This window comes from Stenotrophomonas sp. 86428_Sma, from assembly GCF_056481585.1.
In genome coordinates this window covers 4,403,966-4,428,309 of the sequence record NZ_CM151156.1, presented here as the reverse complement: position 1 = coordinate 4,428,309, position 24,344 = coordinate 4,403,966, and the positions used below count along the sequence as shown (strand labels likewise).

General features: G+C 67.9%; 20 protein-coding genes and 2 riboswitches. Of the genes, 10 read left to right on the top strand and 10 right to left on the bottom strand.

The genetic code is table 11. The features are described from left to right. Positions 1 to 6: 6 nt before the first annotated feature. From ACZK3J_RS20305 to ACZK3J_RS20290, 4 genes are all read right to left on the bottom strand, one after another. Positions 7 to 3,066, bottom strand: a complete 3,060-nt coding sequence (locus ACZK3J_RS20305) for an efflux RND transporter permease subunit (RefSeq protein WP_080356513.1) — start codon at positions 3,064 to 3,066, stop codon at positions 7 to 9. Continuing rightward, positions 3,063 to 6,140: a multidrug efflux RND transporter permease subunit gene (locus tag ACZK3J_RS20300; protein ID WP_049461954.1), complete on the bottom strand. Its 3,078-nt coding sequence runs from the start codon at positions 6,138 to 6,140 to the stop codon at positions 3,063 to 3,065. The genes ACZK3J_RS20305 and ACZK3J_RS20300 overlap by 4 nt, the downstream gene beginning before the upstream one ends. After that, complete coding sequence (locus ACZK3J_RS20295) at positions 6,137 to 7,303, bottom strand: MdtA/MuxA family multidrug efflux RND transporter periplasmic adaptor subunit (protein ID WP_012512239.1); 1,167 nt, start codon at positions 7,301 to 7,303, stop codon at positions 6,137 to 6,139. Before ACZK3J_RS20295 ends, ACZK3J_RS20300 begins: the two co-directional genes overlap by 4 nt. Before the next feature lie 285 nt (positions 7,304 to 7,588). Beyond that, complete coding sequence (locus ACZK3J_RS20290; RefSeq protein ID WP_005411215.1) at positions 7,589 to 8,206, bottom strand: trimeric intracellular cation channel family protein; 618 nt, start codon at positions 8,204 to 8,206, stop codon at positions 7,589 to 7,591. 84 nt (positions 8,207 to 8,290) lie between these two features. After that, positions 8,291 to 8,394: riboswitch (glycine riboswitch) on the bottom strand. A gap of 13 nt (positions 8,395 to 8,407) precedes the next feature. Continuing rightward, positions 8,408 to 8,497: riboswitch (glycine riboswitch) on the bottom strand. Positions 8,498 to 8,537: 40 nt separating this feature from the next. Between ACZK3J_RS20290 and ACZK3J_RS20285 the strand changes: the two genes are divergently transcribed. The 3 genes from ACZK3J_RS20285 to ACZK3J_RS20275 all read left to right on the top strand — a co-directional run bounded on the left by ACZK3J_RS20285 (position 8,538) and on the right by ACZK3J_RS20275 (position 9,791). Further along, positions 8,538 to 8,804: a GIY-YIG nuclease family protein gene (locus tag ACZK3J_RS20285; RefSeq protein WP_005419660.1), complete on the top strand. Its 267-nt coding sequence runs from the start codon at positions 8,538 to 8,540 to the stop codon at positions 8,802 to 8,804. Between the two features lie 73 nt (positions 8,805 to 8,877). After that, the gene (locus ACZK3J_RS20280) at positions 8,878 to 9,291 is read left to right on the top strand and encodes a hypothetical protein (RefSeq protein ID WP_049461955.1); all 414 of its coding nucleotides are present in this window, start codon (positions 8,878 to 8,880) and stop codon (positions 9,289 to 9,291) included. 68 nt (positions 9,292 to 9,359) lie between these two features. Next, positions 9,360 to 9,791 (top strand): nuclear transport factor 2 family protein, encoded by a 432-nt coding sequence (locus tag ACZK3J_RS20275; RefSeq protein WP_049461956.1) that lies wholly within the window; start codon positions 9,360 to 9,362, stop codon positions 9,789 to 9,791. 218 nt (positions 9,792 to 10,009) lie between these two features. Here ACZK3J_RS20275 and ACZK3J_RS20270 read toward each other — a convergent pair whose 3' ends face one another. Beyond that, the gene (locus ACZK3J_RS20270) at positions 10,010 to 11,290 is read right to left on the bottom strand and encodes an NAD(P)/FAD-dependent oxidoreductase (RefSeq protein WP_049461957.1); all 1,281 of its coding nucleotides are present in this window, start codon (positions 11,288 to 11,290) and stop codon (positions 10,010 to 10,012) included. 123 nt (positions 11,291 to 11,413) lie between these two features. Here ACZK3J_RS20270 and ACZK3J_RS20265 point away from each other — a divergent pair, with 123 nt between their 5' ends. Next, positions 11,414 to 12,193 carry an NYN domain-containing protein gene (locus ACZK3J_RS20265; RefSeq protein WP_010481148.1) on the top strand — a complete coding sequence of 260 codons (780 nt, stop codon included), beginning with the start codon at positions 11,414 to 11,416 and terminating at the stop codon, positions 12,191 to 12,193. 113 nt (positions 12,194 to 12,306) lie between these two features. After that, on the top strand, positions 12,307 to 12,927 hold the full coding sequence (locus ACZK3J_RS20260) for a glutathione S-transferase family protein (protein ID WP_049461958.1): 621 nt from the start codon (positions 12,307 to 12,309) through the stop codon (positions 12,925 to 12,927). Between the two features lie 194 nt (positions 12,928 to 13,121). Here ACZK3J_RS20260 and ACZK3J_RS20255 read toward each other — a convergent pair whose 3' ends face one another. Continuing rightward, a complete protein-coding gene (locus ACZK3J_RS20255; RefSeq protein WP_049461959.1) occupies positions 13,122 to 15,299 on the bottom strand; it encodes a primosomal protein N' in 2,178 nt (725 codons plus the stop codon). 412 nt (positions 15,300 to 15,711) lie between these two features. Between ACZK3J_RS20255 and ACZK3J_RS20250 the strand changes: the two genes are divergently transcribed. The 4 genes from ACZK3J_RS20250 (at position 15,712) to sppA (ending at position 20,929) form a co-directional block, all read left to right on the top strand. Continuing rightward, positions 15,712 to 16,716, top strand: a complete 1,005-nt coding sequence (locus tag ACZK3J_RS20250) for a hypothetical protein (RefSeq protein ID WP_032129681.1) — start codon at positions 15,712 to 15,714, stop codon at positions 16,714 to 16,716. Then, positions 16,709 to 17,287 (top strand): DUF3106 domain-containing protein, encoded by a 579-nt coding sequence (locus tag ACZK3J_RS20245; RefSeq protein WP_049423404.1) that lies wholly within the window; start codon positions 16,709 to 16,711, stop codon positions 17,285 to 17,287. The genes ACZK3J_RS20250 and ACZK3J_RS20245 overlap by 8 nt, the downstream gene beginning before the upstream one ends. A 239-nt stretch (positions 17,288 to 17,526) precedes the next feature. Continuing rightward, a complete protein-coding gene (locus ACZK3J_RS20240; protein WP_032129679.1) occupies positions 17,527 to 18,891 on the top strand; it encodes an MATE family efflux transporter in 1,365 nt (454 codons plus the stop codon). 115 nt (positions 18,892 to 19,006) lie between these two features. Continuing rightward, the gene (gene sppA, locus ACZK3J_RS20235; RefSeq protein WP_049400998.1) at positions 19,007 to 20,929 is read left to right on the top strand and encodes a signal peptide peptidase SppA; all 1,923 of its coding nucleotides are present in this window, start codon (positions 19,007 to 19,009) and stop codon (positions 20,927 to 20,929) included. 73 nt (positions 20,930 to 21,002) lie between these two features. Here the strand turns inward: sppA and ACZK3J_RS20230 are convergent, their stop codons facing one another. Next, complete coding sequence (locus tag ACZK3J_RS20230) at positions 21,003 to 21,215, bottom strand: hypothetical protein (RefSeq protein WP_049400999.1); 213 nt, start codon at positions 21,213 to 21,215, stop codon at positions 21,003 to 21,005. Between the two features lie 111 nt (positions 21,216 to 21,326). On the opposite strand from ACZK3J_RS20230, the gene ACZK3J_RS20225 reads away from it, so the two are divergent. Then, on the top strand, positions 21,327 to 22,103 hold the full coding sequence (locus tag ACZK3J_RS20225) for an SDR family oxidoreductase (protein ID WP_049461960.1): 777 nt from the start codon (positions 21,327 to 21,329) through the stop codon (positions 22,101 to 22,103). Positions 22,104 to 22,196: 93 nt separating this feature from the next. Here ACZK3J_RS20225 and ACZK3J_RS20220 read toward each other — a convergent pair whose 3' ends face one another. From ACZK3J_RS20220 to tsaC, 3 genes are read right to left on the bottom strand one after another with little or no spacing between them, the layout of a single operon-like run. Then, a complete protein-coding gene (locus ACZK3J_RS20220; protein ID WP_049461961.1) occupies positions 22,197 to 22,943 on the bottom strand; it encodes a hypothetical protein in 747 nt (248 codons plus the stop codon). Between the two features lie 35 nt (positions 22,944 to 22,978). Then, positions 22,979 to 23,656, bottom strand: a complete 678-nt coding sequence (locus ACZK3J_RS20215; protein WP_049401000.1) for a DUF4124 domain-containing protein — start codon at positions 23,654 to 23,656, stop codon at positions 22,979 to 22,981. 43 nt (positions 23,657 to 23,699) lie between these two features. After that, positions 23,700 to 24,290 (bottom strand): L-threonylcarbamoyladenylate synthase type 1 TsaC, encoded by a 591-nt coding sequence (tsaC, locus tag ACZK3J_RS20210; protein WP_019338925.1) that lies wholly within the window; start codon positions 24,288 to 24,290, stop codon positions 23,700 to 23,702. Positions 24,291 to 24,344: the final 54 nt, after the last annotated feature.

Sequence of the window (24,344 nt, the reverse complement as noted above, 5' to 3'; positions counted from 1 at the left end):
CCACCTTCACCGCTTCGCCCGAATCCTCGCCAACGCCAGATACATCGCCGGGGTCGTGTACAGCGTCAACCATTGGCTGACCAGCAAGCCGCCGACAATCGCAATGCCCAGCGGTTGCCGCAGCTCCCAGCCTTCGCCATTGGCCAGCATCAGCGGCAGCGTGCCCAGCAGCGCTGCCAGCGAGGTCATCAGGATCGGCCGCAGGCGCAACCGTGCGGCTTCCATCACTGAATCCTTCGCGCTCAGCCCGCGCCGCTCGCCGGCCAGTGCGAAATCCACCAGCAGGATGGTGTTCTTCATCACCACGCCCACCAGCAGGAACAGGCCGAGCAGGGCGATCAGGTTCAGTTCGTTGCCGAACAGCCACAGCGCCAGCAGCGCACCGACACCGGCCGAAGGCAGGGTGGACAGGATCACCAGCGGCTGCAGGAAGCTCTCGTAGAGGATGCCCAGCACCAGGTAGACCGCCAGCGTGGCGCCCAGCACCAGCCATAGCTGGCGCGCGCGCAGCTGATCCAGGCCGCCGGCTTCGCCGGACAGTTTTCCCTGGACCGAACGTGGCAGCATCAGTTTCGACATCGCACCATCGATCGCCTGCGTGGCCTGTTCCAGGCCCACCCCCGGTGCCAGTGCGAACTCGATCCAGATCGAGGCGAACTGCTCGCTGTGGTACACCCGGTCCGGTGCCATGCCATAGCGCCAGCTGGCGATGCTCGACAGCGGAATGCGCTGGCCGTTGCCATCGATCACCTGCAGGCGTGACAGCGTGCCCGGGTCCTGGGTGTGCTTCGGGTCCAACTCCATCACCACGCGGTACTGGTTGAGGCTGTCGTACAGCGTGGCGACCTGGCGCTGGCTGAAGGAGTTGTTGAGCATGTTGGCCACCGTGCGCAGGTCGACGCCGTGGCGCGCGGCTGCTTCGCGGTCGATATCCAGCACCACCTGGCGCATGCCCGCTTCACCCTGTGCTTCCACGTCCACCAGTTCGGGCAGGCCACGCAGCGCGGCCGCCACCTTCGGCGCCCATTCGCGCAGTGGTGCTGTATCGGCCGACAGCAGCTGGAACTCGTACTTGCCGCTGCTGCCGGCGCCCTCCAGGCGGATGTCCTGGTCGACCCACAGATAGAGATTGCCGCCGGGCAGCTTGGGCAGCCGCGCGCGCAGGCGGTCGATCACCTGTTGGCTGGACACCTTGCGCTCGGCCAGCGGCTTCATCTTGATCATGATGAAGGCGTTGTTGACCCCGTTGCTGCCACCGATGTAGCCGATGATGTCCTCGATGGCCGGATCGGACAGCAACAGCTTCCTGTACGCATCGATCTTCGGTTGCATGGCCTGGAAGGACAGGCCGTCATCGCCGCGCGCGAAGCCGCGCAGCTGCGCGGTGTCCTGCTTGGGCACGATGCCCTTGGGCACCTGCTGGAACAGCCACGTGTTAAGCGCGATGACTGCAACGAAGGCCAGCAACGGCCAGCGCAGCCGGCGCAGGCTGGCCTGAAGCGTGCGCAGGTAGGCGCTGCGCACACGTTCGAACAGCGCATTGCTGCCCCGCTGCCAGCGCGAGGGTTGCTGCGCGGCATCCACGAACAATCGTGCACACAGCATCGGCACCAGGCTCAGCGCGACCAGCACGGAGACCGTCATGGCCGCCACCAGGGTCAACGAGAATTCGCGGAACAGGCGTTCGACGAAGTCGTCCAGGAACAGGATGGAGACGAACACCACGGCCAGTGCAACGTTCATCGACAGCAGCGTGGCACCGACTTCCGATGCGCCACGCACCGCCGCCTGCCAGCGGTCAGCGCCCAGCTCGCGATGGCGGGCGATGTTCTCCAGCACCACGATGGCATCGTCCACCACCAGCACCGCCGCGACAATCAACGCCGTCAGCGAGAGCGTGTTGAGCGAGAAGCCCATCAGCGCGATCAGCGCCAGCGTACCGAACAGCACCACCGGAATCGCCACGCTGGGCACCAGTGCAGCACGCCAGTGGCCGAGGAAGGCCAGCACCACCAGCACCACCAGTACGATCGCCAGCACCAGGGTGAGCTCTGCCTCATGCAGGGTGGCGCGGATTACCGGCGAGCGGTCCATCACCAGCCGCATGTCCACGCCGGAGGGCAGCAGTGCATGCAGCTGGGGCAGCTGGGCCTGGATGGCATCGACGGTGGCGATGATGTTGGCGCCGGGTTGGCGGCTGACGATCAGCAGCACGGCCGGGCGTTCGTTGTGGAAGCCGCTGGCGTAACGGTCTTCCACGCCATCGGCAACGGCGGCGACATCGCCCAGCCGCAGCGTGCGGTCGTCGCTCACCTTCAGAGCCAGTTCGCGGTACTGCGCGGCCTGGCGCAGCTGCAGCGGCGCTTCCAGCTGCCACTGCTGGCGGTCATCGCCCACGGCACCCAGCGGGCGCATGGCGTTGGCGCGGCCGATGGCCTGGGCCACGTCCTCCAGCGCCAGGCCTGCATGGTTCAGTGCATTCGGGTCCAGCGATACACGCACGGCGGGCAAGGCGCTGCCGCCCACCTGCACTTCGCCCACGCCCGGTACCTGCGACAGCTTCTGCGCCAGCACGGTGGAGGCCAGGTCATACAGCTGGCCTGGCGAACGCGTGTCCGAGGTCAGTGCCAGCGCCAGGATCGGTGCCTGTGAGGGATTGACCTTGCGGTACTGCGGCATGCCGGGCATGCCACTGGGCAACTGCCCGCGTGCAAGATTGATGGCGGCCTGCACTTCACGCGCTGCCTCATCGATGTCGCGGCCGAGTACGAACTTCAGTTCGATCTGGGTCTGGCCCTGGGTGCTGGCCGAGTCGATGCGTGAGATGCCGGGCAGGCTGCCCAGTGCGCGCTCCAGCGGCGTGGCGACGGTGGCTGCCATCGACTCGGGCGAGGCGCCGGGCAGGCTGGCACTGACTTCAATGGCGGGGTAATCGACCTGTGGCAGCGGCGCCACCGGCAACAGGCGCAATGCCAGCAGGCCGGCCAGCACCAGCGCCACCGCCAGCAGGATCGTCGCTACTGGGCGCTGCACGCAGGCCTGCGCCAGGCGCGCGATGGGGGTCACGCGCGCGCCTCGTCAACGGCCACCGGGGACGTCGCACGGCCTCGCTGCAGGCGATCAAAGGCCAGGTAGATCACCGGCGTGGTGAACAGGGTCAGTACCTGGCTGACCAGCAGCCCCCCCACCATCACCCAGCCGAGTGGCTGCCGCAGCTCTGCGCCGGAACCACTGGCCAGCATCAGCGGCACTGCGCCGAACAGCGCGGCCAGCGTGGTCATCAGGATCGGCCGGAAACGCAGCAGCGCGGCCTGATGGATCGCCTCGCGCGGTGACATGCCGCGTGTGCGCTGCGCGTCCAGCGCGAAGTCGATCATCATGATCGCGTTCTTCTTCACCAGGCCGATCAGCAGCACGATGCCGATCACCGCGATCAGGTCCAGGCTGCGTCCGCTTACCCACAGCGCAGCCAGCGCACCGACGGTGGCCGAGGGCAGGGTGGAGAGGATGGTGATGGGGTGGATGAAGCTCTCGTAGAGCACGCCCAGCACGATGTACATCACCACCACCGCGGCCAGGATCAGCCACAGTGTGGACGACAGCGAGCTGCTGAAGGCCGCTGCGGCACCCTGCAGGCGAAGTTCGATGCTCTGCGGCAGGTTCACCTGTGCGCGCGCGGCGTGCACAGCCTCCACCGCTTCGCCCAGCGAAGCGCCCGGGGCAAGGTTGAACGACAGCGTGGCCGCCGGGAACTGGCCCACGTGATTGCGTAGCAGTGCGGACGGACCCACCTCTACTCGCGCCACCGCACCCAGCGGCACGGTCTGCCCACTGCTGCTGCGCACACGCAGGCCCGTGATCGCCTCCGGCCCGGGCTGTCGTGAAGGATCGGCCTCCAGCACCACCCGGTACTGGCTGGCCTGGGTGAAGATGGTCGAAATCTGGCGCTGCCCATAGGCGTCGTACAGCGCATCGGCTACTGCTTCCACGCTTACGCCCAGGCGCGCCGCCGCATCGCGGTCGATCGCCACGCGCGCCTGCCGGCCCTGCATCTGCAGATCGCTGGCGACATCGCGCAGTGCAGGTTGCTGGCGTAGCGCCTGCAGCAGCTTCGGGGTCCAGCGTTCCAGTGTTTCAAGATCCGGCGTGGTCAGGGTGAACTGGTACTGGGTGCGGCTGATGCGGTCTTCGATGCCCAGCTCCTGCACCGGCTGCAGGTACAGGGTGATGCCGGGGATACTCGATACGCGCTGTTGCAGGCGCGCCATCACCACGGCGGCGCCGTCGCGGTCGCCGTGCGGTTTCAACTCGATCAGCAGGCGGCCGGTATTGAGCGTGGCGTTGTTGCCGTCCACGCCGATGTAGGACGAGACGCTGGCCACCGCCTCGTCGGCTTCGATGGCCGCCGCCAGCGCCTGCTGGCGCTGGCGCATGGCCTGGAATGAGATCGCCTGCGGCGCTTCGCTGATGCCCTGCACCAGGCCGGCATCCTGCACCGGGAAGAAACCCTTGGGCACGGCGAAGTACAGCGCCACGGTCAGTGCGAGGGTGGCAACGGTGGCCAGCAACATCAGCGGCTGGCGCTGCAGCACCCAGCGCAGCTGGCGGTCGTAGAGGCTGATGACGCGGTCGAAGACATCGGGCGCATGTGCAGTCTTCGCGTGCGGCTTCAGGAACCGCGCGCACAGCATCGGCGTCAGCGTCAGCGAGACCACCAGCGAAATGCTGATGGCTACCGCCAGTGTCACTGCGAACTCATGGAACAGTGCACCCACCAGGTCGGCCATGAACAGCAGCGGGATCAGCACCGCGATCAGCGAAACAGTCAGCGACACCAGGGTGAAGCCGATCTCGGCTGCGCCTTTCAGCGCTGCATCGCGGGGGCTTTCGCCTTCCTCCAGATGGCGGGCGATGTTCTCCAGCATCACGATGGCGTCGTCCACCACGAAGCCGGTGGCGATGGTCAGCGCCATCAGCGTGAGGTTGTTGAGCGAATAGCCGGCCAGCAGCATCACCGCGAAGGTGCCGATGAGCGACAGCGGCACCGCGACGCTGGGAATGAGCGTGGCCGGCAGATTGCGCAGGAACACCCAGGTGACCAGCACCACCAGGCCGATGGCCAGTACCAGTTCTTTCTGCACGCCGCGCACCGACGCGCGGATCGATTCGGTGCGGTCGCTCAGTACATTCATCTGCACGCCGGCGGGCAGCGTGGCCTGCAGCTGCGGCAGCAGCGTACGCACCTGCTCGACCACGGCGATCACGTTGGCGCCGGGCTGGCGCTGGATGTTCACCAGCACTGCCGGCGTGGTACCGCTCCACGCAGCCAACTGGCGGTTCTCGGCGCCATCGGTAATGGTGGCTACATCGCCCAGCCGCAGCGGCGCGCCGTCGCGCCAGGCCAGTATCAGGGCACGGTACTCATCCACGCTGCGCATCTGATCGTTGGCATCGAGCATCACCGCGCGGATCGGGCCATCGAAACTGCCCTTGGGCAGGTTGACGTTGGCGGCGGCGATGGCGGTGCGGATGTGGTCCATGCCCAGGTTGTTGGCGGCCAGCGCCGCTGGATTGACCTGGATGCGCACCGCCGGGCGCTGGCCACCGGCCAGGCTGACCAGGCCGACGCCGGGCAACTGCGCCAGGCGCTGGGCGATGCGCGTATCCACCAGATCGTGCACCTGCGGCAGCGACAGGCCTTGCGAGGTCACCGCCAAGGTCAGGATGGGGGTGTCGGCCGGGTTGACCTTGCGGTACACCGGCGGCACCGGCAGGTCCCCGGGCAGGAAGCTGCCCGCCGCGTTGATGGCGGCCTGCACGTCCTGCTCGGCCACACCCAGCGACACCTCCAGCCCGAACTGCAGGGTAATGACCGAGGCGCCACCGGAACTGGTCGACGACAGTTGTTTCAGGCCGGGAATCTGGCCGAGCTGGCGCTCCAGCGGTGCGGTGATGGTGCGTGTGGTCAGTTCGGGGCTGGCCCCCGGATACAGCGTGGTGATCTGGATGATCGGGTAATCGACCTGCGGCAGCGCCGCCACCGGCAGCAGGCGATAGGCCAGCACGCCGGACAGCAGCAGCGCCACCATCAGGAGAGTCGTTGCGACCGGGCGCAGGATGAACGGGCGCGAGAGGTTCATGCGCCGGCCTTGGTCGCGGCCTCCTCGGTGATGATCTCCACCGCCGTGCCGTCTTCCAGCCCGTCGATGCCTTCGATCACCACCTTGTCCCCTGCGGCCAGCCCGGAGCGCACGGCCACGCGTCCATCATCGGCTGGACCGAGCACCACGGTGCGGCGTTGTGCCTTGCTGTCCTTGTCGACGATATGCACGTAGTTGCCCTGGCTGCCGAACTGCACGGCGGCATCGGGAATCAGCAGCGCGGGCTGCTCGCCCAGCTGCAGGCGGACGTTGACGAACTGGTTGGGGAACAGCGCCAGATCGTGGTTGTCGAAGTGCGCACGCAGTTTCAACGTGCCGGTGGTGGTATCGATGCGGTTGTCGACGCTGGACAGCGAGCCGCGGGCCAGCTGCCGGCGTTCTTCGCGGTCCCAGGTTTCCACCGCCAGTGCCGGTTGCGCCTGCACGGCATCGAGCAGCGCAGGCAGCTCGGGTTCGGGCACGGTGAACAGCACGCTGATCGGCGCGGTCTGCGCCAGCGTCACCAGGCCTTCGGCATCGCTGGCGCGCACCAGGTTGCCCACGTCCAAACGGCGCAGCCCGACGCGGCCACTGACCGGCGCGGTGATGCGGGTGTACTGCAGCTGCAGGCGCGCTTCATCAACAGACGCCTGATCGCTGAGGCGGCGGCCCTGCAGCTGGCGCACCTTGCTCTGCTGGTCGCTCAGTTCCTGCCCGGACACGTAGTTCTGCTTCTGCAGTTCGCGGTAGCGCTGCAGCTGGCGCTCAGCGTTTTCCAGCTCGGCCAGATTCTGCTGCTGGGTACCCTGCGCCTGTGCCAGCTTCACTTCATACGGGCGCGGGTCGATCTGCGCCAGCAGATCGCCGGCCTTCACCTGCTGGCCTTCCTGGAAATGCAGCCGTAGCAGTTCGCCATCCACGCGGCTGCGTACCACCACGCTGTGCAGCGGGGTGACCGTACCGACCGCCTTCAGGCGCAGCACCAGCGGCTCGGCGCTGGCGCGTGCCACGCGTACCGGCACCGTTTTGCCCGGCGCATCGTCGCTGCTGCCGGCACCATTCCGGGGCCACAGCCACCACGCCAGAACGGCGACGAGGGCGATGGCCAGCACCGCCCATAACAGGCGGGCACGACGGAAGCGGGAATTTTCGGCGACAGACATGGGGCATCCTGCGCCCTGCGCGCGCAGGGACATGCGGGCCCGTCGGCGCGTTCACGGCACCACGGGCAGCGGGGAGGGAGTTGTCTGGCGGGGCCGCGGGCGCGGCGTGGCTGGATGCCGTCGCGGCAGCGACGGGGTGACAATGGTAGCCAATCACCCCGGCCAATGCCGTATGACCATGGTCATGCAACGCATTCGGTAGTGCCGGCCGCTGGCCGGCAACCTGCCGGAATCTGCGGGCGTGTGCCGTGTTGCAGGCCAGCGGCCGACACTACCGACAAACAATCAATGCACTTCGTCGTGATAGACGAACTTCGGCATTTCCCAGCGGTAGTGGATCGCCAGCAGGCGCAGCGCGAAGCCGCCGCCGAGGCAGCACAGGATCGCGGTGGCGTCGGCCACGCCCCAGTGCAGCAGCAACAGGTAGGCCGCGCCGGTCAGCAGCGCGATGATCGCGTACAGCTCCTTCTGGAAGATCAGCGGCACCTCGTTGCAGAGAATGTCGCGCAGCACGCCGCCGAAGGCGCCGGTCAGCATGCCGGCGATCAGCACGATCGGCATGGCATGGCCGGCCTCGCGCGCGATCGAACAGCCGATCAGGGTGAAGGCGATCAGGCCCAGGCCATCGAGCACCAGGAAGGTGCGGCGGAAGTGGTGCATCCAGCGTGCGACCCAGGTGGCGATCAGCGCCGCACACACGGTGAAGCCCAGGTACTCGGGATGCTTCACCCAGCCGAGCGGATAGTGACCGAGCAGGATGTCGCGCAGTGATCCGCCGCCGAGGGCGGTAACGCAGGCGATCATGACCACACCGAACAGGTCCATGCGGCGGCGGCCGGCGGACAGCGCGCCGGTCATGGCTTCGGCGGAAATGGCGATCAGGTAGATGATGGACAGCAGCATGGGACAGGCTCCGGGCGCGGTGGGGCCGGCCATGCGCGGCTACCGCCACTGCCTGCGCAATGACGGGATGACGATGACCGGTGCCGCTCCCGCTGTCCTTTTGCCTGAGAGTTCAGCGGCGTAGGCCGCGTGCCCCTTCGGCGGATCGTCCCGGGCGTGCCCGGTGACCTCTCTCCAGCTCGGCGAGTCGAATGCATGGTTGGTGGGATTCCAGCCCACCGGCCTGAGCGATCATGGGAGCCTGCGCCTTCGGCGGGCGCCAGCGCGGCGCCTCTCTCCTGCATTCGGGCGCCAGTATATCCGCTGCAGTGCAGCACGGCATAATCCGGGCATGGCCCCGTCCCTCCGCCCGTGGTTCCTGTACCTGCTCGAATGCCGCGATGGCAGCTATTACGCCGGCATCAGCACCGACGTGGACGCGCGCTTCGCCGCCCACCAGGCCGGCAAGGGCGCGCGCTACACCCGGGCCCGGCCGCCGCTGCGCGTGCTGGCCGTGCGCGAGTACCCGGACCGGGCCGCCGCCTCGCGGGCCGAGTGGCAGCTCAAGCAGCAGCCGCGCGAACGCAAGCTGGCCTGGCTGCAGGCCCCGGTCCTGTAGATCCACGCCATGCGTGGATGGTGTGCTGGGCCATGCCATCATCGCCACATCCATCGACACAGGAAGCGGTCCGATGAAATCCTGCTGGATGCTGATGTTGACGTTCTGTATCCCCCTGTCGGCCTGCGCCCAGACTCCGCCACCGCTGCAGCACGGGCAGATCGGCAGCGCCGCCGAACTGGCCGCACAGCGCGGCCCGGACACGCCCGAGCCCATCCACCTGCGCCGCGACCAGGTGCCGCCCGATCTGGTCGACCTGATCCCGCTGGCCGAAAAATGGGGCATCGGCGATGACCTGCTGCGCGATGAGATGCGGGAACATGCCACCGACGCGGAAAAGCGCGCGATAGCTGATGCGCTGAAGCATCGGCATGCGCGCATCTCCGCCTGGCTCGACAGTTTCCCGCAGGGCCAGCCGATGACCGACGAAGCGGCCGCGTTCCTGTACATGCAGCTGAGCGTCGACGAAATGGGCCTGATGCAGTAGATCCACGCCATGCGTGGATGCGGCTTGCCCATGCGATGATCGCCCCGCGCCCAGAGCCGGAGACCCGGATGTCCACGATTGCCCTGCTGTTCGCTCTTTCCGCAGCAACGAGCCCTGCCGCCGACCCGGCCACCATCGCGGCCATCGAAGCCACCTGCCACGATTACGTCGACGGCCAGCTGGAGGCCGACCCGCAGCGCGTCGCCCGCTCCCTGCACTCGGACCTGGCCAAGCGCGCGGTCCTCGGCGATACACCCGACGAACGCTTGGGCCTGCGCCGCATGTCGAAGGAAGAGCTGGTCTCGTTGACGAAGCAGGGCGCGCTGAAGACCCCGAAGGATCAATGGGACCGCCGCTGCACGGTGCTGGACGTGACCGGCAACGCGGCCTCGGTACGGCTGGAAACGCCGTGGTTCGTCGACTACTTCCACATGGGGCGCTTCGACCAGCGCTGGGTCATCGTCAACGCGCTGTGGTACCCGAAACCGAAGGCGCGGTAGAGCGATGCGTGCCGCAGGTAGAGCTTGGCTTTCAATTGCCGGTACTGCGAGAAAGGAAGACCTCTGCCGGGTTTGGTCGAAACGGCGAGTGCCCGGCGGCCTGATGAGGCAGTAGAGCCACGCCATGCGTGGCTGAGCTCCATGCGGCCTGGACAGACATTCATCCACGCATGGCGTGGATCTACTCCCAGGCAGAGAACCCGTGTCCGTCTTCGGCCCTAGCGCCTCGGTCGCCGGTCTTCCTGGTCATCACCGAAGATGATGCGCGCGCTGCGCTGGTAGCTCCAGTACGCCACGGCCCAGTTCAGCAGCACCACGATGCGGTTGCGGAAGCCGATCAGGAAGAACACGTGTGCGGCCAGCCAGAACCACCAGGCGAGGACGCCCGAGAGTTGCAGCCGGCCCAGGTGCACGATCGCGGCCATGCGGCCGATGGTGGCCAGGTTGCCGAAGTCGGCGTACTTGAACGGCCCCGGTGCGGCCTTGCCATGCAGACGCGCGCGGATCACCTCGGCCACGTACTTGCCCATCTGCTTGGCGGCGGGCGCGACGCCGGGCACCGGCTTGCCATTGGCTTGATTCAGTGCGGCCAGATCGCCGGCCACGAACAGCTCGGGGTGGTCGGGCAGGGTCAGGTCCGGCTGCACCTGCACGCGTCCAGCGCGGTCCAGTGGCACGTCCAGGGTGCGCGCCAGCGGTGAAGCGGCCACGCCGGCGGCCCAGACCACGGTGCGGGCCGGCACGAACTGATCGCCGAGCTTGAAGCCCTGGCTGTCGATGTCGCTCACCGGGGTACCGGTCAATACTTCCACGCCCAGTTTTTCCAGTTGCCGCCGTGCCTTCAGCGAAAGCACTTCCGGGAACGAAGACAGCACGCGCGGGCCGGCTTCGACCAGCCGCACCTTGGCGCTGGCCGGGTCGATATGGCGGAACTCGTTGCGCAGCGTATGCCGCGCGATTTCGGCCAGGGTGCCGGCCAGTTCAACACCGGTGGGGCCGCCGCCGACCACGGCGAAGCTCAACCACGCCGCTTTCTTCGCCGGGTCCGGCTCGGCCTCGGCGCGCTCGAACGCCAGCAGCAGCTTGCGGCGCAGTGCGATGGCATCGTCCAGCGTCTTCAGCCCGGGCGCATCATCGGCCCATTGGTCGTTGCCGAAGTAGGCGTGGGTGGCGCCGGTAGCCAGCAGCAGGCTGTCGTAGTCCAGCGTGCTGCCATCGGCCATGCGGATCTGCCGGGCCTGCTTGTCGATGGTCACCACTTCGCCGAGGCGGACTTCCACATTGCGCTGGTGGCCGAGGATGTGGCGCAGCGGCGCGGCGATGTCCGGCGCGGACAGGCCGGCGGTGGCCACCTGGTACAGCAGTGGCTGGAAGAGATGGTGGTTGCGGCGGTCGACCAGGGTGATGCGTATGCGCTCGCGGGCCAGGGCACGGGTGGCCCAGAGGCCGGCAAAACCGCCGCCGACAACGACCAGATGGGGAACGCGCTCGCGACTCATCGACTCACTCCAGTGGGGGCATTGGGGGAAGCGCCTGGCATCTTCGCACGATGGCGCCCTGTCACGTCAGCGCCCGCATGGATCGGCGATACTCGGGTTCAGGCAACCGCCCGTGAGGAGCCCATGAGCGAACCGGAAAAGCGCATCGCCCTGTTGATCGACGCCGACAACGCGCCGGCCTCGAAGATCGACGAGGTCCTGGCTGAAGTCGCCCGCTACGGCGTGGCCAACGTGCGCCGCGCCTATGGCAACTGGAAGAGCCCACGGTTGAAGGGATGGGAGGCGGTGCTGCACGAGTACGCGATCCGCCCGATCCAGCAGTTCGCCTACAGCAAAGGCAAGAACGCGTCGGACATGGCGATGGTGATCGATGCCATGGACCTGCTGTACGCGCGCAATCTGGATGGCTTCGCGATCGTGTCCAGCGATGCCGATTTCACCCCGATGGTGATGCGCCTGCTGACCGATGGCGTGAAGGTGTATGGCTTCGGCGAGAAGAAAACGCCGGAACCATTCGTCAATGCGTGTTCGAAGTTCACCTATCTGGAAGCGCTGGGCCAGACCCATGCCAGCGTGCCGGATACCGAACAGGCGTCCAGCGAACAGGCATCGAACGAGCCCGTGGCCAACGACGATGCGCGTCCACGCAAGAGCGGCGCGGAAATGCGCAGCGATACGCGGCTGGTGAAGATGCTGCGCCGTGCGGTGTCCTCGGCCGAGGGCGAGGATGGCTGGTCGCACCTTGGCCCGGTCGGCAGCCAGATCGGCAACCAGGCGTCGTTCGACCCGCGCAACTACGGCTACGGCAAGCTCAGTGACCTGCTGGCGGCGATCGGGCTGTTCGAGCTGAAGAAGGACGGCAAGTCCTCCTACGTGCGCGCGCTGCCGAAGAAAAACCGGTAGTGCCGGCCGCTGGCCGGCAGCGCGCAGATGCCCGATTCCACATCCGCCACCCACACACCCACTCCGATCAGGCGTATCGTTGCCGCTCGCATTGCCAGCAAGGAAAAACCCGCATGTTGAAGATCTGGGGCCGCCGCAATTCCAGCAACGTCCGCAAGGTGCTGTGGTGCGCCGAGGAAATCGGCCTGCCGTACGAATCCATCGAGGTTGGTGGCAGCCATGGCGGCACGCAGACGCCGGAGTACCTGGCGATGAATCCCAACAGCCTGGTGCCGGTGATCGAAGACCATGGCCTGCCGCTGTGGGAATCGAATGCCATCGTGCGCTACCTGAGCGCGCGCTACGCGCTGGGCACGCTGTACGCCGAAGACCCGATGGAACGCGCCCAGGCCGAGAAGTGGATGGACTGGAGCACCTCGCGCATGGCGCCGCTGTACACCGACCTGATCTGGGGCATCATGCGCACCGCCCCAGCTGACCGCGACGAAGCGCGCATCAATGCCGCCATCGTGCGTGCCGGTGACTACCTGGCGATGGCCGATGCCACGTTGGCCAGACAGCCGTGGCTGTCGGGCGAGACGTTCGCGATGGGTGACATCCCGCTGGGCTCGCTGATCTATGCCTGGTTCGAACTGCCCATCCAGCGCCCGGACCTGCCGCACCTGGCCGACTGGTACGCCCGCCTGCGCGAACGCCCGGCCTACCAGCGCGGCGTGATGTCGCCGCTGACCTGAGGGGTAGCGCCGGGCCATGCCCGGCGAGCGTGGTATGCGGAGGACCGCCGGGCATGGCCCGGCGCTAGCGTTCGTCTGCCTCAATACAGATCCGTCGGGTCCATACGGACCGACGGTAGAGTCGAGCTTGCTCGACTGTTTCTGGCGCACGGCAGTCGAGCAAGCTCGACTCTACGCAGCATTGGGCAGCGCCCTCAATACAGATCCGTCGGATCCACATCCAGCGACCAGCGCACCTTGCGTGCCTCCGGCAGCGCATACAGCTGCGGCACCAGCTGGGCCAGCACGCCATGCAGCGGTGGCCGCTGCAGCGCGGACAGCAGCAGCTGGGTGCGCTGGTAGCCGGCACGCCGCGGCATTGGCGCCGGCATCGGCCCGTAGGCCTCGACCACATTCTGTTCCCCCAGCAGTTGCCGCGCCGCCAGCAGGAACGCATTGGCATGCTCGACCTGCTGTGCCTCGGCGCGCATCAGTGCCAGATGCGCGAACGGCGGGAATCCGGCGGCCTGGCGCTGGTTCAACTCGGCCTGCGCGAACAGGTGGTAGCCACCGCTCACCAGGGTTTCCAGCAGCGGATGCCCGGGGTGATGGGTCTGCAGCCAGACCTCGCCGGGATCGCGTGCACGGCCGGCGCGGCCAGCGACCTGGATCAGCTGCTGTGCCAGTTTTTCACTGGCACGGAAGTCGGCCGAGAACAGCCCTTCGTCGATGCCCACCACCACCACCAGTGTCAGCTTCGGCAGGTCGTGGCCCTTGGCCAGGATCTGCGTGCCGACCAGGATGCCGGGTTGGTCGCCCAGCCTCGCCAGCTGCTGTTCCAGTGCGTCGCGTCGTGAGGTGGTGCCGCGGTCGATGCGCACCACCGGAAAATCGGCGAAGGCGGCGGTGAGGTGCTCTTCCAGGCGTTCGGTGCCGATGCCCTGCGGCTGCAGCGCCAGGCTGCCGCAGGCCGGGCATGCCAGCGGCGCCGGTTGCCGCGCACCGCAGTGGTGGCACTGCAGCCGGCGGCCGCCACCATGCACGGTCATCGGTGCATCGCAGCGCTGGCACGGCGCGGTCCATCCGCAGTCGTGGCACAGCAGCACCGGTGCGTAGCCACGGCGGTTCTTGAACACGAGCACCTGCTGGCCACGCTGCAGGTGCTCGCCGATGCCGGCCAGAACATCGGCCGAGAGGCCATCGTGCAATGGCCGTTTGCGCACATCAAGGATGCGCACGCGCGGTGGTCGTGCATCGCCGGCACGCTGCTTCAGGCGCAGGTGGGTGTAGCGCCCGGCATAGGCGTTGTGCAGTGTTTCCAGCGAGGGCGTGGCACTGCCGAGCAGCACGGGAATGCCGAGCGCCTTGGCGCGCACCAGGGCGAAATCGCGCGCGTGGTAGCGGATGCCGTCCTGCTGCTTGTAGCTGCCGTCATGTTCCTCGTCGATGATCAGCAGACCGGCCTGCGGCAGCGGCGTGAACACTGCCGAGCGGGTGCCGACAATGACCCGTGCTTCACCACGTGAGGCGGCTGCCCAGACGCGAGCGCGCTCGTTATCGTTCAAGCCCGAATGCAGCGCATGCACGGCGATGCCGAGGCGGCCGCGGAAGCGTGCCAGGGTCTGCGGAGTCAGGCCGATTTCCGGCACCAGCACCAGCGCCTGCCTGCCCTGTGCCAGGCAATGGATGATCGCCTGCAGGTAGACCTCGGTCTTGCCGCTGCCGGTCACGCCATCCAGCAGGAAAGGCTGGAAGCCGTCGGCGGCGTTGATCGCAGTCACGGCCTCGGCCTGGTCCGGGTTGAGCGTGGGCCCGGGCAGCGGCTGCGCATGCTGCGGTGCCACCGTCATCGCCACGCGCTCGGCCAGTGCACGCTTGGCCAGACTGCGTGCGGCGGTGCGCCAGTCCTCCATGCGTTCGCCCAGTACGTCTTCATCCACCACGGCCTCGGCCAGCAGTTCGGCCAGCTGCCGCGGGCGGCTGCCGGCGCGCAGCTTCCCGCGCTGGGCATGGCCTTCGGGTGTCAGTTGCCAGCCCCAGTGATGGGTGTCGGGCAGGGCCTCGCCGTGGCGCAGCGGGCCGGGCAGGGCAGTGCTGAGTACTTCGCCCAACGGCGCGTGGGTGTAGCGCGCCAGCCACTGCAGGCTCTGCCACAGCTCACCCTGCAGCAGCGGCTGCGGGTCGCACCAGGCCAACGCCTGGCGGAGTCCCTGGCCGTCGTCGGTCTGGCCGTGTCCCACCACCACACCGACCAGCTCACGGTTGCCGAACGGCACCTTCAGGCGGCAGCCGACCGCAACCGTGGGGGCCACGCCCTCCGGCGACAGGTAGTCGAACAGGCGGGGCAGGGGGACGGGCAGGGCGACCTGCAGGGTCGGAATCGGTGAAAGCATCGGGCCAGTGTACCGGGCCATGCGCGCGCGAATGGCGGAGTGGGCGGCGGCGGGGCGGGGTCCGTTGAATCATAAATGTCACCTAAATATCGGTGTCCATTGGAGATTCAGTCTTATCCACATGTTCTGTGGATAACGCTGTGCGTTACCGGTCGGCGGGCGCGCAGGAGGCCGATGGCGACGGCCTCACGCTCGGGTTGGTCAAAAAATCGCCATACTTTAAAATCCATCAAAATCAATGAGTTAAGTGTGAAACAATGCTGAAACAGAGTGAATTCAGCTGGATGCCACAGTTTCCTGCGCAGGCAGCGTGGTGCTGTGCACAACCTGCAGCACGAAGTGCCTGTGGGCGCAAGTCCTACGGGCGCCGATGGCCTGCCGCTATCATGCGGGCAGACCTTTGGAGTGATCGATGACGGCTGTGCCCGCCCCTGTTTCCTCGACCGCGGCCGGCGCGCTGTCGGCGTTCCTGCGAGGCGTTGAACGCCGCGCCCTGGTGGTGGCTGAACTGCAGTGCGGCGATGCTGCCCGGGCCGAACAGACCCTGGTGGCGGTGATGCGCGCGTTTGCGGCGGTCGCCAGTGACCTGCCGATGGCGCAGTGGCCAACCCGCTTCTGGACCCTGCTGGGCCAGCGCCAAGCGCTGCGTGAGCCGGTGGGCGGCCAGTGGGAGCCGCCGCTTGCCGCCTTGGGCCAGATGGGACCGTTGCCGCGCCTGGCGCTGTTGCTGCGGGTGGGCGGCAGCCTGGATGAAGGTATCGCCACGCGCGTGCTCGACCAGGACGAAGCCGGCTACCAGCAGTTGCTGGCCGATGCCTGCCCGCGTGACGCGCACGGCCAGCCCGACGCCTCGGCCTGGCGCCAGCTGGCCGAACAGGTGCAGCTGCGCATCCGCGATCTGCCCGTCAAACGCCTGCAGCAGCTGCAACAGCCGGCCGCACCGACGAACAGCAGTGAAGCGCCGACCTCCAGCTGGCGCACCCCGCAGCGCGACGAGCGGGCTGCAGCCACTGGCAAGCGCCGCCGCGCCAATGCCAAGCCGCGCTGGCGCGGTCCGTTGATCCTGCTGATAACCGTGGTGGTACTGCTGGCCGCCGCGCTGGGCTGGCGCCATTGGCAGGGACATTCGTTCGGCAGCGACGCACCGCTGCCGGAAGGCGTGGTTGGTGAGGCGGGTCCCGTCACGGTGGAAGCACTGCCGCCGAGCAAGGTCAATGCCACGCCGGACGCGACCCCTGCGCAGGCGACGGACGACGCCACGATGCTGGCCGACCGCGACTATCCGCTGGTGGCCGATGCCGATCTGTATGCATGGACCGCCGCGGGCGGCCCGCTGCCGGTGGACGAGTCGCAATCCAAGCCGAGTCGGCCGGAGCCGGCCAGCGCCACGCTGGAAACCGCTGCTGCCGATGAATAAGACCGTATTCGCCAGCCTGCTGCTGGCCCTGCCGTTGTCGCTGTCCGCCGCGCCGCAGACCTTGAACGTGCCGCTGCCGCCGCCAGTGCCGGGCAGTTCACCGGCGGCCCCGGCCACCACAGGTACGACGCCCGCTGCGTTCGCCCAGCTCGATGCCCAGCAGCAGCGCCAGCGCCGCGCCGACTACGCCGCATGGCGGGCATTGCCGGAGGGCGAGCGTGAGCGGATCCGTCAGGCCGCTGCGCGATTCAATGCGTTGCCGGCCGACCAGCAGCAGCGCCTGCGCCAGCAGTTCCAGGCGCAGGACCAGGCCTTCCGCGAAGGCTGGCGGCTGGGCCCGCAGCTGGGCCTGGAGTTCCCCAAGCTGCACGGCCTGTTCGGCTTCGTGCCGCCGGAACAGCGCGAGGCCGCGCTGGCCGTGCTGCGCCAGCTCAGCCCGGCGCAGCTGGCCCAACTGACCTTGGTGGCACAGCGCACGCCACCGCAGGAGCGCGACAAGGTCCGCGGCGCGTTCCTCGCGGTGCCGCCGGCCGAGCGCGATACCTGGCTCAAGCGCCAGGCCGGGCAGTAGAAAGAAAAGGGGACGGAGGGGATTAAGTCGTATTCGGCACAGTCGGGCTTGAAACGACTTAATCCCCTCCGTCCCCTTTTTCTGTTCGTAACGTGATCGCAACGCGTGATGCCGGGGCCTGCCGGAACCCAGCATTCACGCCATGTCATGGGAATGCGCGCGCTGCACGCGTAAGATGGCGGCCCGCAACCCGGTGCCTGTGCCCTTCGCGCGCAACCGTAGTTCGCGTCAAGCACCTTATGTCTACTGCAACCTCCACGCCGCGCTTCAGCAAGGAAGTCGGCGCTACCGGTCTGCTCGCCCTGCCGCTTGTGCTCGGGCATGTGTCCACCGGTCTGATCTCCTTCGTCGACAATGTCATTGCCGGCCACCACGCCACGGCGACCCTGGCCGCGGTGACCATCGGCACCGCCCTGCTGTGGCTGCCGATGCTGATCCCGATCGGCACCCTGATCTCACTCACCGCCTCGGTGTCGCAGCTGCATGGCGCTGGCCGCGAGCGCGAGATCGGCCCGCTGTTCCGCCAGGCACTGTGGCTGGCGCTGGGCCTGGGCCTGATCATGTTCACCTTCCTCACCGTGGTGCCGCCGCTGCTGCCTGCGTTCGGCATCGCACCGGACATCGTGCCGGGGGCCACCGCGTTCCTGCACGCGGTGCGCTGGGGCGGACCTGCGCTGACCCTGTACTTCTGCATGCGCTATCTCAGCGAGGGCATGCACTGGACGCTGCCGACCATGCTGCTCGGCTTCGGTGGCCTGCTGGTGCTGGCACCGATGGGCTACGTGCTGGCCAACGGCAAGCTCGGCTTCCCGGAAATGGGCGCCGAGGGCCTGGGCATCGCTTCGGCGGTGATGATGTGGCTGCAGGCGATCGCCTTCGCCACCTACCTGTGGTTCACCAAGCGCTTTGCCCACCTGCAGCTGTTCTCGCACTTCGAAGGACCGCGCTGGAAGGCGATCTGGGACCTGCTGCGCACTGGCCTGCCGATCGGCATCACCGTGCTGATGGAGGGCGGCCTGTTCATCGTCACCGCGCTGCTGATCGGCCGCCTTGGTGCCAATGAAGCGGCCGCGCACCAGATTGCGATCAACGTCGCCCAGCTGTGCTTCATGATCCCGATGGGCGTGGCCGAGGCCACCACCGTGCGCGTCGGCCATGCGGTCGGTCGTGGCGATGGCTTCGGCGTGCGGCGCGCGGCCTGGGCCGGCTACGCGATCATCATGGGTACGCAGACGTTGTCGGCAGCGGTGCTGCTGTTCGGCCATGACGCCATCGTCGGTGTCTACACCAACGACCTGGCGGTGGCCGGCCTGGCCTCCACCCTGCTGCTGTACGCGGCCACCTTCCAGTTCCCGGATGGCATCCAGGTGCTGTCGGCCGGCGCGCTGCGCGGGCTGAAGGACACCCGCGTGCCGATGTTCATCGCCATGTTCGCGTACTGGGGCCTGGGCATGCCGCTCGGCGCCGGGCTCGGCCTGGGCCTGGGCATGGGCCCGCAGGGCATGTGGATCGGCCTGATCGTCGGCCTGACCGCCGCCGCCATCCTGATGGGCTGGCGCCTGCGTCGCAGCAGCCTGCGCATCGGCCAATCGATGTTGTCCTGATCGTCCCGCCCGCCCTGCCGACCCATGGCGGGCGATCCCCTGACTTGTGTCCGATGCCGCATCACACGGCACCGGCTATGCTGGCACCACGGCAAGAAGCCATCCGGAGCGTTCCATGAATCAACCCGTGCCCCCGCTGCCCCCGGCGCGTCGCAACCCCGTCGCCAGTTTCTTCATCGGGCTGTGGGACGTCATGAACTTCACCCGCCGGTTGATCCTCAACCTGGTGTTCTTCGGCCTGCTGTTCCTGCTGCTGGTGATGTTCGTCATCGCCGCCGGCATGGGCGCCGGTGCCAGCAAATCGCTGCAGGACCGCACGACCCTGGTGATCGCGCCGGAAGGCCGCCTGGTCGAGCAGTTCAGCGCTGACCCGGTCAGCCGCGCGCTGGCCAAGGCGGTGGGCGACAACGGTGCCGAAGAGATCCAGCTGCGCGACCTGCTGCGGGTGATCGAGTCGGCCAAGGAAGACAAGAAGATCGAGCGCGTGGTGCTGGAGCTGGACAAGCTGCAGCCGTCGGGCTTCGCTTCGCTGCGTGAAGTGGCCGCGGCACTGCAGGACCTGCGTGCGTCCGGCAAGCAGCTGGTGGCCTACAGCGAGAGCATGGGCCAGTCGCAGTACCTGCTGGCCGCACAGGCCGACGAGGTCTACCTGGACCCGATGGGGTCGGTGGTGCTCGAGGGCCTGGGCCGCTATCGCCAGTACTTCCGCACCGGCCTGCAGGACAAGCTGGGTGTGGACGTGCACCTGTTCAAGGTGGGCGAGTACAAGTCCGCCGCCGAACCCTACGTGCTCGACGCCGCTTCGCCGGCCTCCAAGGAAGCTGACCTGTTCTGGATGAACGACGTGTGGCAGCGCTACCTGGGCGACATCGCCAAGGCCCGCCGCCTGGATCCGGCACAGCTGGCTGCCGGCATCGACACGCTGCCGGAAGGCATCGCCGCTGCCGGTGGTGACCTGGCCAAGTTCGCCCTGCAGCAGAAGCTGGTGACGTCGCTGAAGACCCGCGAGGAATTCGAGGATCTGATGATCGAGCGCGGCGTGGCTGACGACGATGCCGACGGTGGTTTCCGCAACATCGACTTCGGCTCCTACCTGGGCCAGCTCGATGCGCGCCGCAACCCGGTCGACAGCCGTCCGCAGGTGGCGGTGGTGGTGGCTGCCGGCGAAATCAGCGGTGGCGACCTGCCGGCCGGCCGCATCGGTGGCGAATCGACCTCGGCGCTGCTGCGTGCCGCGCGTGACGACGAGAACGTGAAGGCCGTGGTGCTGCGCGTGGATTCGCCGGGTGGTGAAGTGTTCGCCTCCGAGCAGATCCGCCGCGAAGTGGTGGCCCTGCAGGCCGCCGGCAAGCCGGTGGTGGTGTCGATGGGCGACCTGGCCGCCTCCGGTGGCTACTGGATCAGCATGAATGCCGATCGCATCTATGCCGATCCGTCGACCATCACCGGTTCGATCGGCATCTTCGGCATGGTGCCGAACTTCAGCCGCGCGCTGGACAAGATCGGCGTGCACACCGACGGTGTCGGCACCACCCGTTTCGCCGGTGCGTTCGATGTCACCCGCCCGATGGATCCGGCCGTGGGCCAGGTCATCCAGTCGGTGATCAACAAGGGTTACGCCGACTTCACCGGTCGCGTCGCCGACGCCCGCAAGAAGCCGGTCGAGGCCGTCGACGAAGTGGCCCGTGGACGCGTGTGGAGCGGTGCGCAGGCCAAGGAACGTGGCCTGGTCGATGCCTTCGGTGGCCTGAAGGATGCGGTGGCCGATGCCGCCAGCCGCGCCAAGCTGGGCAAGGCTGATGCCTACCGCGTGCGTTACATCGAGAAGGCGGCAACGCCGTTCGCGCAGTTCGTCAGCGGTTTCGCCGGCAGCCGTGCAGGTGCCTGGATGCTGTCCGACTCGGGCATGGCGCGGATGGTGCTGGCGCGCACGATGCCCGAAGTGGATACGCAGCTGCGATTTGTCGAGAACGCGGCCCGCGAGAAGGGCAACGGCACGCCGGTGAAGGCGCTGGCGTACTGCTTCTGCGGGTTCTGATCGGAGGCCATCCACGCACGGCGTGGATCTACTGGAAGCGCCCGGCCTCGGCCGGGCGTTTTCGTCTGCGGGGTTACTGCGTCGCGTCGGCTTCCGCCTTGCGCTCACGCGCGGCGGCATCGTCCACGGTCTTCTGCACGCCCTTGGCGCGGTCCAGCGGTTCGTTGATTGCGCGCGACATCGCCCGGGGCACCGGTGGCTTTTCCGGGTTCGGCGCCGGTGGGCGCTGGCAGCCCGCCAGCAGCGCGGTGGCCAGCAGGGACGTGGACAGGATCAGGATGCGCATGGCGGCACTCCGTGATGGGCGTGCGGGCAGTGTCGCATCCTCGGCAGGGGGCGGCCGTGAGCGCGTATCCTTGCCGCATCGAAACACAGCGGGCGCGGCCCGGGAGAACACATGACCCAGCAACGGTGGCGCCTGGACGGCCAGACCGCCCTGATCACCGGCGCCAGCGCCGGCATCGGCCTGGCCATCGCGCATGAACTGGCTGGCTTCGGCGCCGATCTGATGATCGTCGGCCGTGATATCGACATGCTGGAGACCGCGCGCGACGAACTGCTGGACGTGTATCCGCAGATGCAGGTGCATGCGCTGGCCGCCGATGTCTCAGACGACGAGGACCGCCGCCAGATCCTGGACTGGGTGGAGGACCATAGTGATGGCCTGCACATCCTGGTCAACAACGCCGGCGGCAATGTCACCAAGGCGGCCACGGAGTATTCCGAGGACGAATGGCGGAAGATCTTCGAGACCAACCTGTTCTCGGCCTTCGAGCTGTCGCGCTATGCACATCCGTTGCTGGCACGCCACGCGTCGTCATCCATCGTCAACGTCGGCAGCGTGTCCGGCCTGACCCATGTGCGCAGCGGCGTGGTCTACGGCATGACCAAGGCGGCGATGCATCAGATGACCCGCAACCTGGCCGTCGAGTGGGCCGAGGATGGCATCCGGGTCAACGCGGTGGCGCCGTGGTACATCCGCACGCGGCGCACGTCCGGTCCGTTGGCGGACCCGGACTACTACGAGGAAGTGATCAACCGCACGCCGATGCGTCGTATCGGCGAGCCGGAGGAAGTGGCCGCAGCCGTGGGCTTCCTGTGCCTGCCGGCGGCCGGCTATGTGACCGGCGAGTGCATCGCGGTGGACGGCGGTTTCCTGCGCTACGGGTTCTGATCTTTCAGCAGGTAGTGCCGACCGCTGGCCGGCAACTGCAATCATCTGCAGATCCTGTGGTTGCCGGCCAGCGGCCGGCACTACCGGTGGCTGTCACCCCGGTACCGGGCAGTTGCTGGCCTCCAGCACGCCCTGCAGCCGTTCGCGTTCACCGCGCACGGTATCGCGGTTCTCCGGCGCGGCGAAGCGCTCACGGCCGCGGGCATCGCGGAAGCGCTGCTGCCAACCACCGCAGCGCTGCGCTTCGGGAAGCGCTTCGCAGTGGTCGCGCACCACTTCACAGCTGGCGGCATTCACCGGCGTCACTCCGCCAAGGCCCTGTACCGTCATCAGCTCGCAGCGGCCGGGCGCGGCTTCGTACTCGTACAGGTAGCCGCCGCCCTGGCTGTCGGTGCACTGGAAGATCGGAGGAAGCGGCGGCTTCGGTGGACCGTCACCTGCGGCGGCGCGGGCCTCGGCATCGCGGCGCAGCGTCGCGCTGTCGAGGATCTGGTCGTCTCCTGCGTGTTCGACCATGCCTGCTTCCATGATCGTGCGTCCTTCGTCCGCGCGTCGCGGTTTTGCTGGGGCCGCAGGGGCAACAGCCGGTCCGGCCGGCACCGGCGCGGGTGTTTCAACGGGCGCGGATGCAGGTTCGGCGGCTACAGGCGCAGCGGCGGCCGCCTGCGAGTTGGCCGGGTCGGGGATGCGCAGCACCTGCTGCTTGCTGCCGGTGGCGCACGGCGTGCGCTGCAGGGTAGGGACGTCACTGCTGCTGGAGGTACAGCGGTAGATCACGCCCTCTTCGGCCAACGCGCTTCCGGGCAGCAGCACCAGGAGCAGCCAGATCACTCGGTTCATGCGCACAGCGTACAGGCTGCGACGGCGTGCTGCGCTCAGCGTTCGCAATCGCGCGACAGGCGCGCATCGATACCGCGCTGTTCGTTGCTGATGGCGGTGCGTTCACTCTGCAGCGCGCTGTTGTAACGGCGATCCAGCTCCCAGCGGCGGTCACTCAGCCGTGCGCAGACTTCCTGTGGTGGCAACGCATGGCAGCTGTCGCGGACCAGCACGCTGCCGGCCGGCACCTGCACGTCCATGCCGATCGAGGGGCGGCGATAACCCGTGCCTTCGCCGATCGGCGTGCCGATGGCCGGGCGTGGTCCGGGATAGGCTGGACCACGATGGCCGTGCGGCAGCCAGACACTGGTCCACAGTGGCACCCAGCGCGGATTGCCTTCGTTGTTGTCGCTGGTATAGCGCCGTCCGTCCTCGCTCACGCACTCGTACATCGGCTGCGGCGGCTGGATGTAGACGTGGCGGACTTCGCGCTCGCGGATGACCGGGGTTTCGCTGGGCGGCGGAGGCGTGGCATCACTGCGCACCACCCGTGGAGCGGGATCGCGCGGGCGCTGCAGGTCGCGCACCTGCTGGCGGCCGCTGTTGCACGGCCTGTCCTGCAGGGCGACGGCACCGTTGCTGGCAACGCAGCGGTAGACACGCACGTCCTCGGCCGCGGGTGCCGTCCACGGCAGCAGCAGGCACAGGCTCAAGGTGGCGCGCAGCAGGGTCATGGCGGCAGGGTGCGTGATTGTCCGCAGCAGCGCAATCGCCGGCTCAGGAGCGCAGCACGTTGCCGCTGAGCGCGTCGCGGATCGGGGTGGGCTGGGCCAGGCCGCCGGTCTGCCCATCGAGGATGCCGTCGAGCAGGCGCAGCAGGCGCGGGTCCAGTTCTTCGCGGCTGCGCGCTGGTGGTTCGCCGGCCAGGTTGGCACTGGTGGAGACCAGCGGGCCGCCCCAGGCGCGGCAGAGTTCGGCCACCAGCGGGTGCGCGCTGATGCGCACCGCGATACCGCTGTGTTCGCCGGTGACCCAGGGCTGCGCGCGCGGGCCGGCAGGCAGGATCCAGGTGTTGGCACCGGGCCAGCTGGCCAGCACCGCGCGCTGGCGGGCGTCGGGCAGCGCCTGCAGTCGCACCCAGCCTTCCAGCTGCGCCAGTTCGGCCGCGACCAGGATCATGCCTTTCTCGATCGGGCGCTGCTTCAGCCGCAGCACCATGTGCACCGCAGCTTCGTGCGAGGGATCACAGCCCAGGCCCCAGACCGCTTCGGTCGGGTAGGCGATCACGCCGCCCGCGCGGAGCGTGGCGACAGCAGAGTCCAGGGTGAGTTCTTTCATGGCGGCGACCGGCCCGGCGTGGGCCTTCATTATCCCCCTGCCGCGTGCAGAAGGGGTGGACCCTGGCACACGGTAGTGCCGGCC

Coding starts and splice junctions, on each gene's coding strand:
- ACZK3J_RS20300 (WP_049461954.1), bottom strand. CDS start 6,140: ATGAACCTCTCGCGCCCGTTCATCCTGCGCCCGGTCGCAACGACTCTC.
- ACZK3J_RS20285 (WP_005419660.1), top strand. CDS start 8,538: ATGGCCCCGTCCCTCCGCCCGTGGTTCCTGTACCTGCTCGAATGCCGC.
- ACZK3J_RS20220 (WP_049461961.1), bottom strand. CDS start 22,943: ATGAACCGAGTGATCTGGCTGCTCCTGGTGCTGCTGCCCGGAAGCGCG.
- ACZK3J_RS20215 (WP_049401000.1), bottom strand. CDS start 23,656: ATGACCCTGCTGCGCGCCACCTTGAGCCTGTGCCTGCTGCTGCCGTGG.
- ACZK3J_RS20270 (WP_049461957.1), bottom strand. CDS start 11,290: ATGAGTCGCGAGCGCGTTCCCCATCTGGTCGTTGTCGGCGGCGGTTTT.
- ACZK3J_RS20265 (WP_010481148.1), top strand. CDS start 11,414: ATGAGCGAACCGGAAAAGCGCATCGCCCTGTTGATCGACGCCGACAAC.
- ACZK3J_RS20230 (WP_049400999.1), bottom strand. CDS start 21,215: ATGCGCATCCTGATCCTGTCCACGTCCCTGCTGGCCACCGCGCTGCTG.
- ACZK3J_RS20295 (WP_012512239.1), bottom strand. CDS start 7,303: ATGTCTGTCGCCGAAAATTCCCGCTTCCGTCGTGCCCGCCTGTTATGG.
- ACZK3J_RS20280 (WP_049461955.1), top strand. CDS start 8,878: ATGAAATCCTGCTGGATGCTGATGTTGACGTTCTGTATCCCCCTGTCG.
- ACZK3J_RS20260 (WP_049461958.1), top strand. CDS start 12,307: ATGTTGAAGATCTGGGGCCGCCGCAATTCCAGCAACGTCCGCAAGGTG.
- ACZK3J_RS20245 (WP_049423404.1), top strand. CDS start 16,709: ATGAATAAGACCGTATTCGCCAGCCTGCTGCTGGCCCTGCCGTTGTCG.
- tsaC (WP_019338925.1), bottom strand. CDS start 24,290: ATGAAGGCCCACGCCGGGCCGGTCGCCGCCATGAAAGAACTCACCCTG.
- ACZK3J_RS20225 (WP_049461960.1), top strand. CDS start 21,327: ATGACCCAGCAACGGTGGCGCCTGGACGGCCAGACCGCCCTGATCACC.
- ACZK3J_RS20255 (WP_049461959.1), bottom strand. CDS start 15,299: ATGCTTTCACCGATTCCGACCCTGCAGGTCGCCCTGCCCGTCCCCCTG.
- ACZK3J_RS20250 (WP_032129681.1), top strand. CDS start 15,712: ATGACGGCTGTGCCCGCCCCTGTTTCCTCGACCGCGGCCGGCGCGCTG.
- ACZK3J_RS20275 (WP_049461956.1), top strand. CDS start 9,360: ATGTCCACGATTGCCCTGCTGTTCGCTCTTTCCGCAGCAACGAGCCCT.
- ACZK3J_RS20240 (WP_032129679.1), top strand. CDS start 17,527: ATGTCTACTGCAACCTCCACGCCGCGCTTCAGCAAGGAAGTCGGCGCT.
- sppA (WP_049400998.1), top strand. CDS start 19,007: ATGAATCAACCCGTGCCCCCGCTGCCCCCGGCGCGTCGCAACCCCGTC.
- ACZK3J_RS20290 (WP_005411215.1), bottom strand. CDS start 8,206: ATGCTGCTGTCCATCATCTACCTGATCGCCATTTCCGCCGAAGCCATG.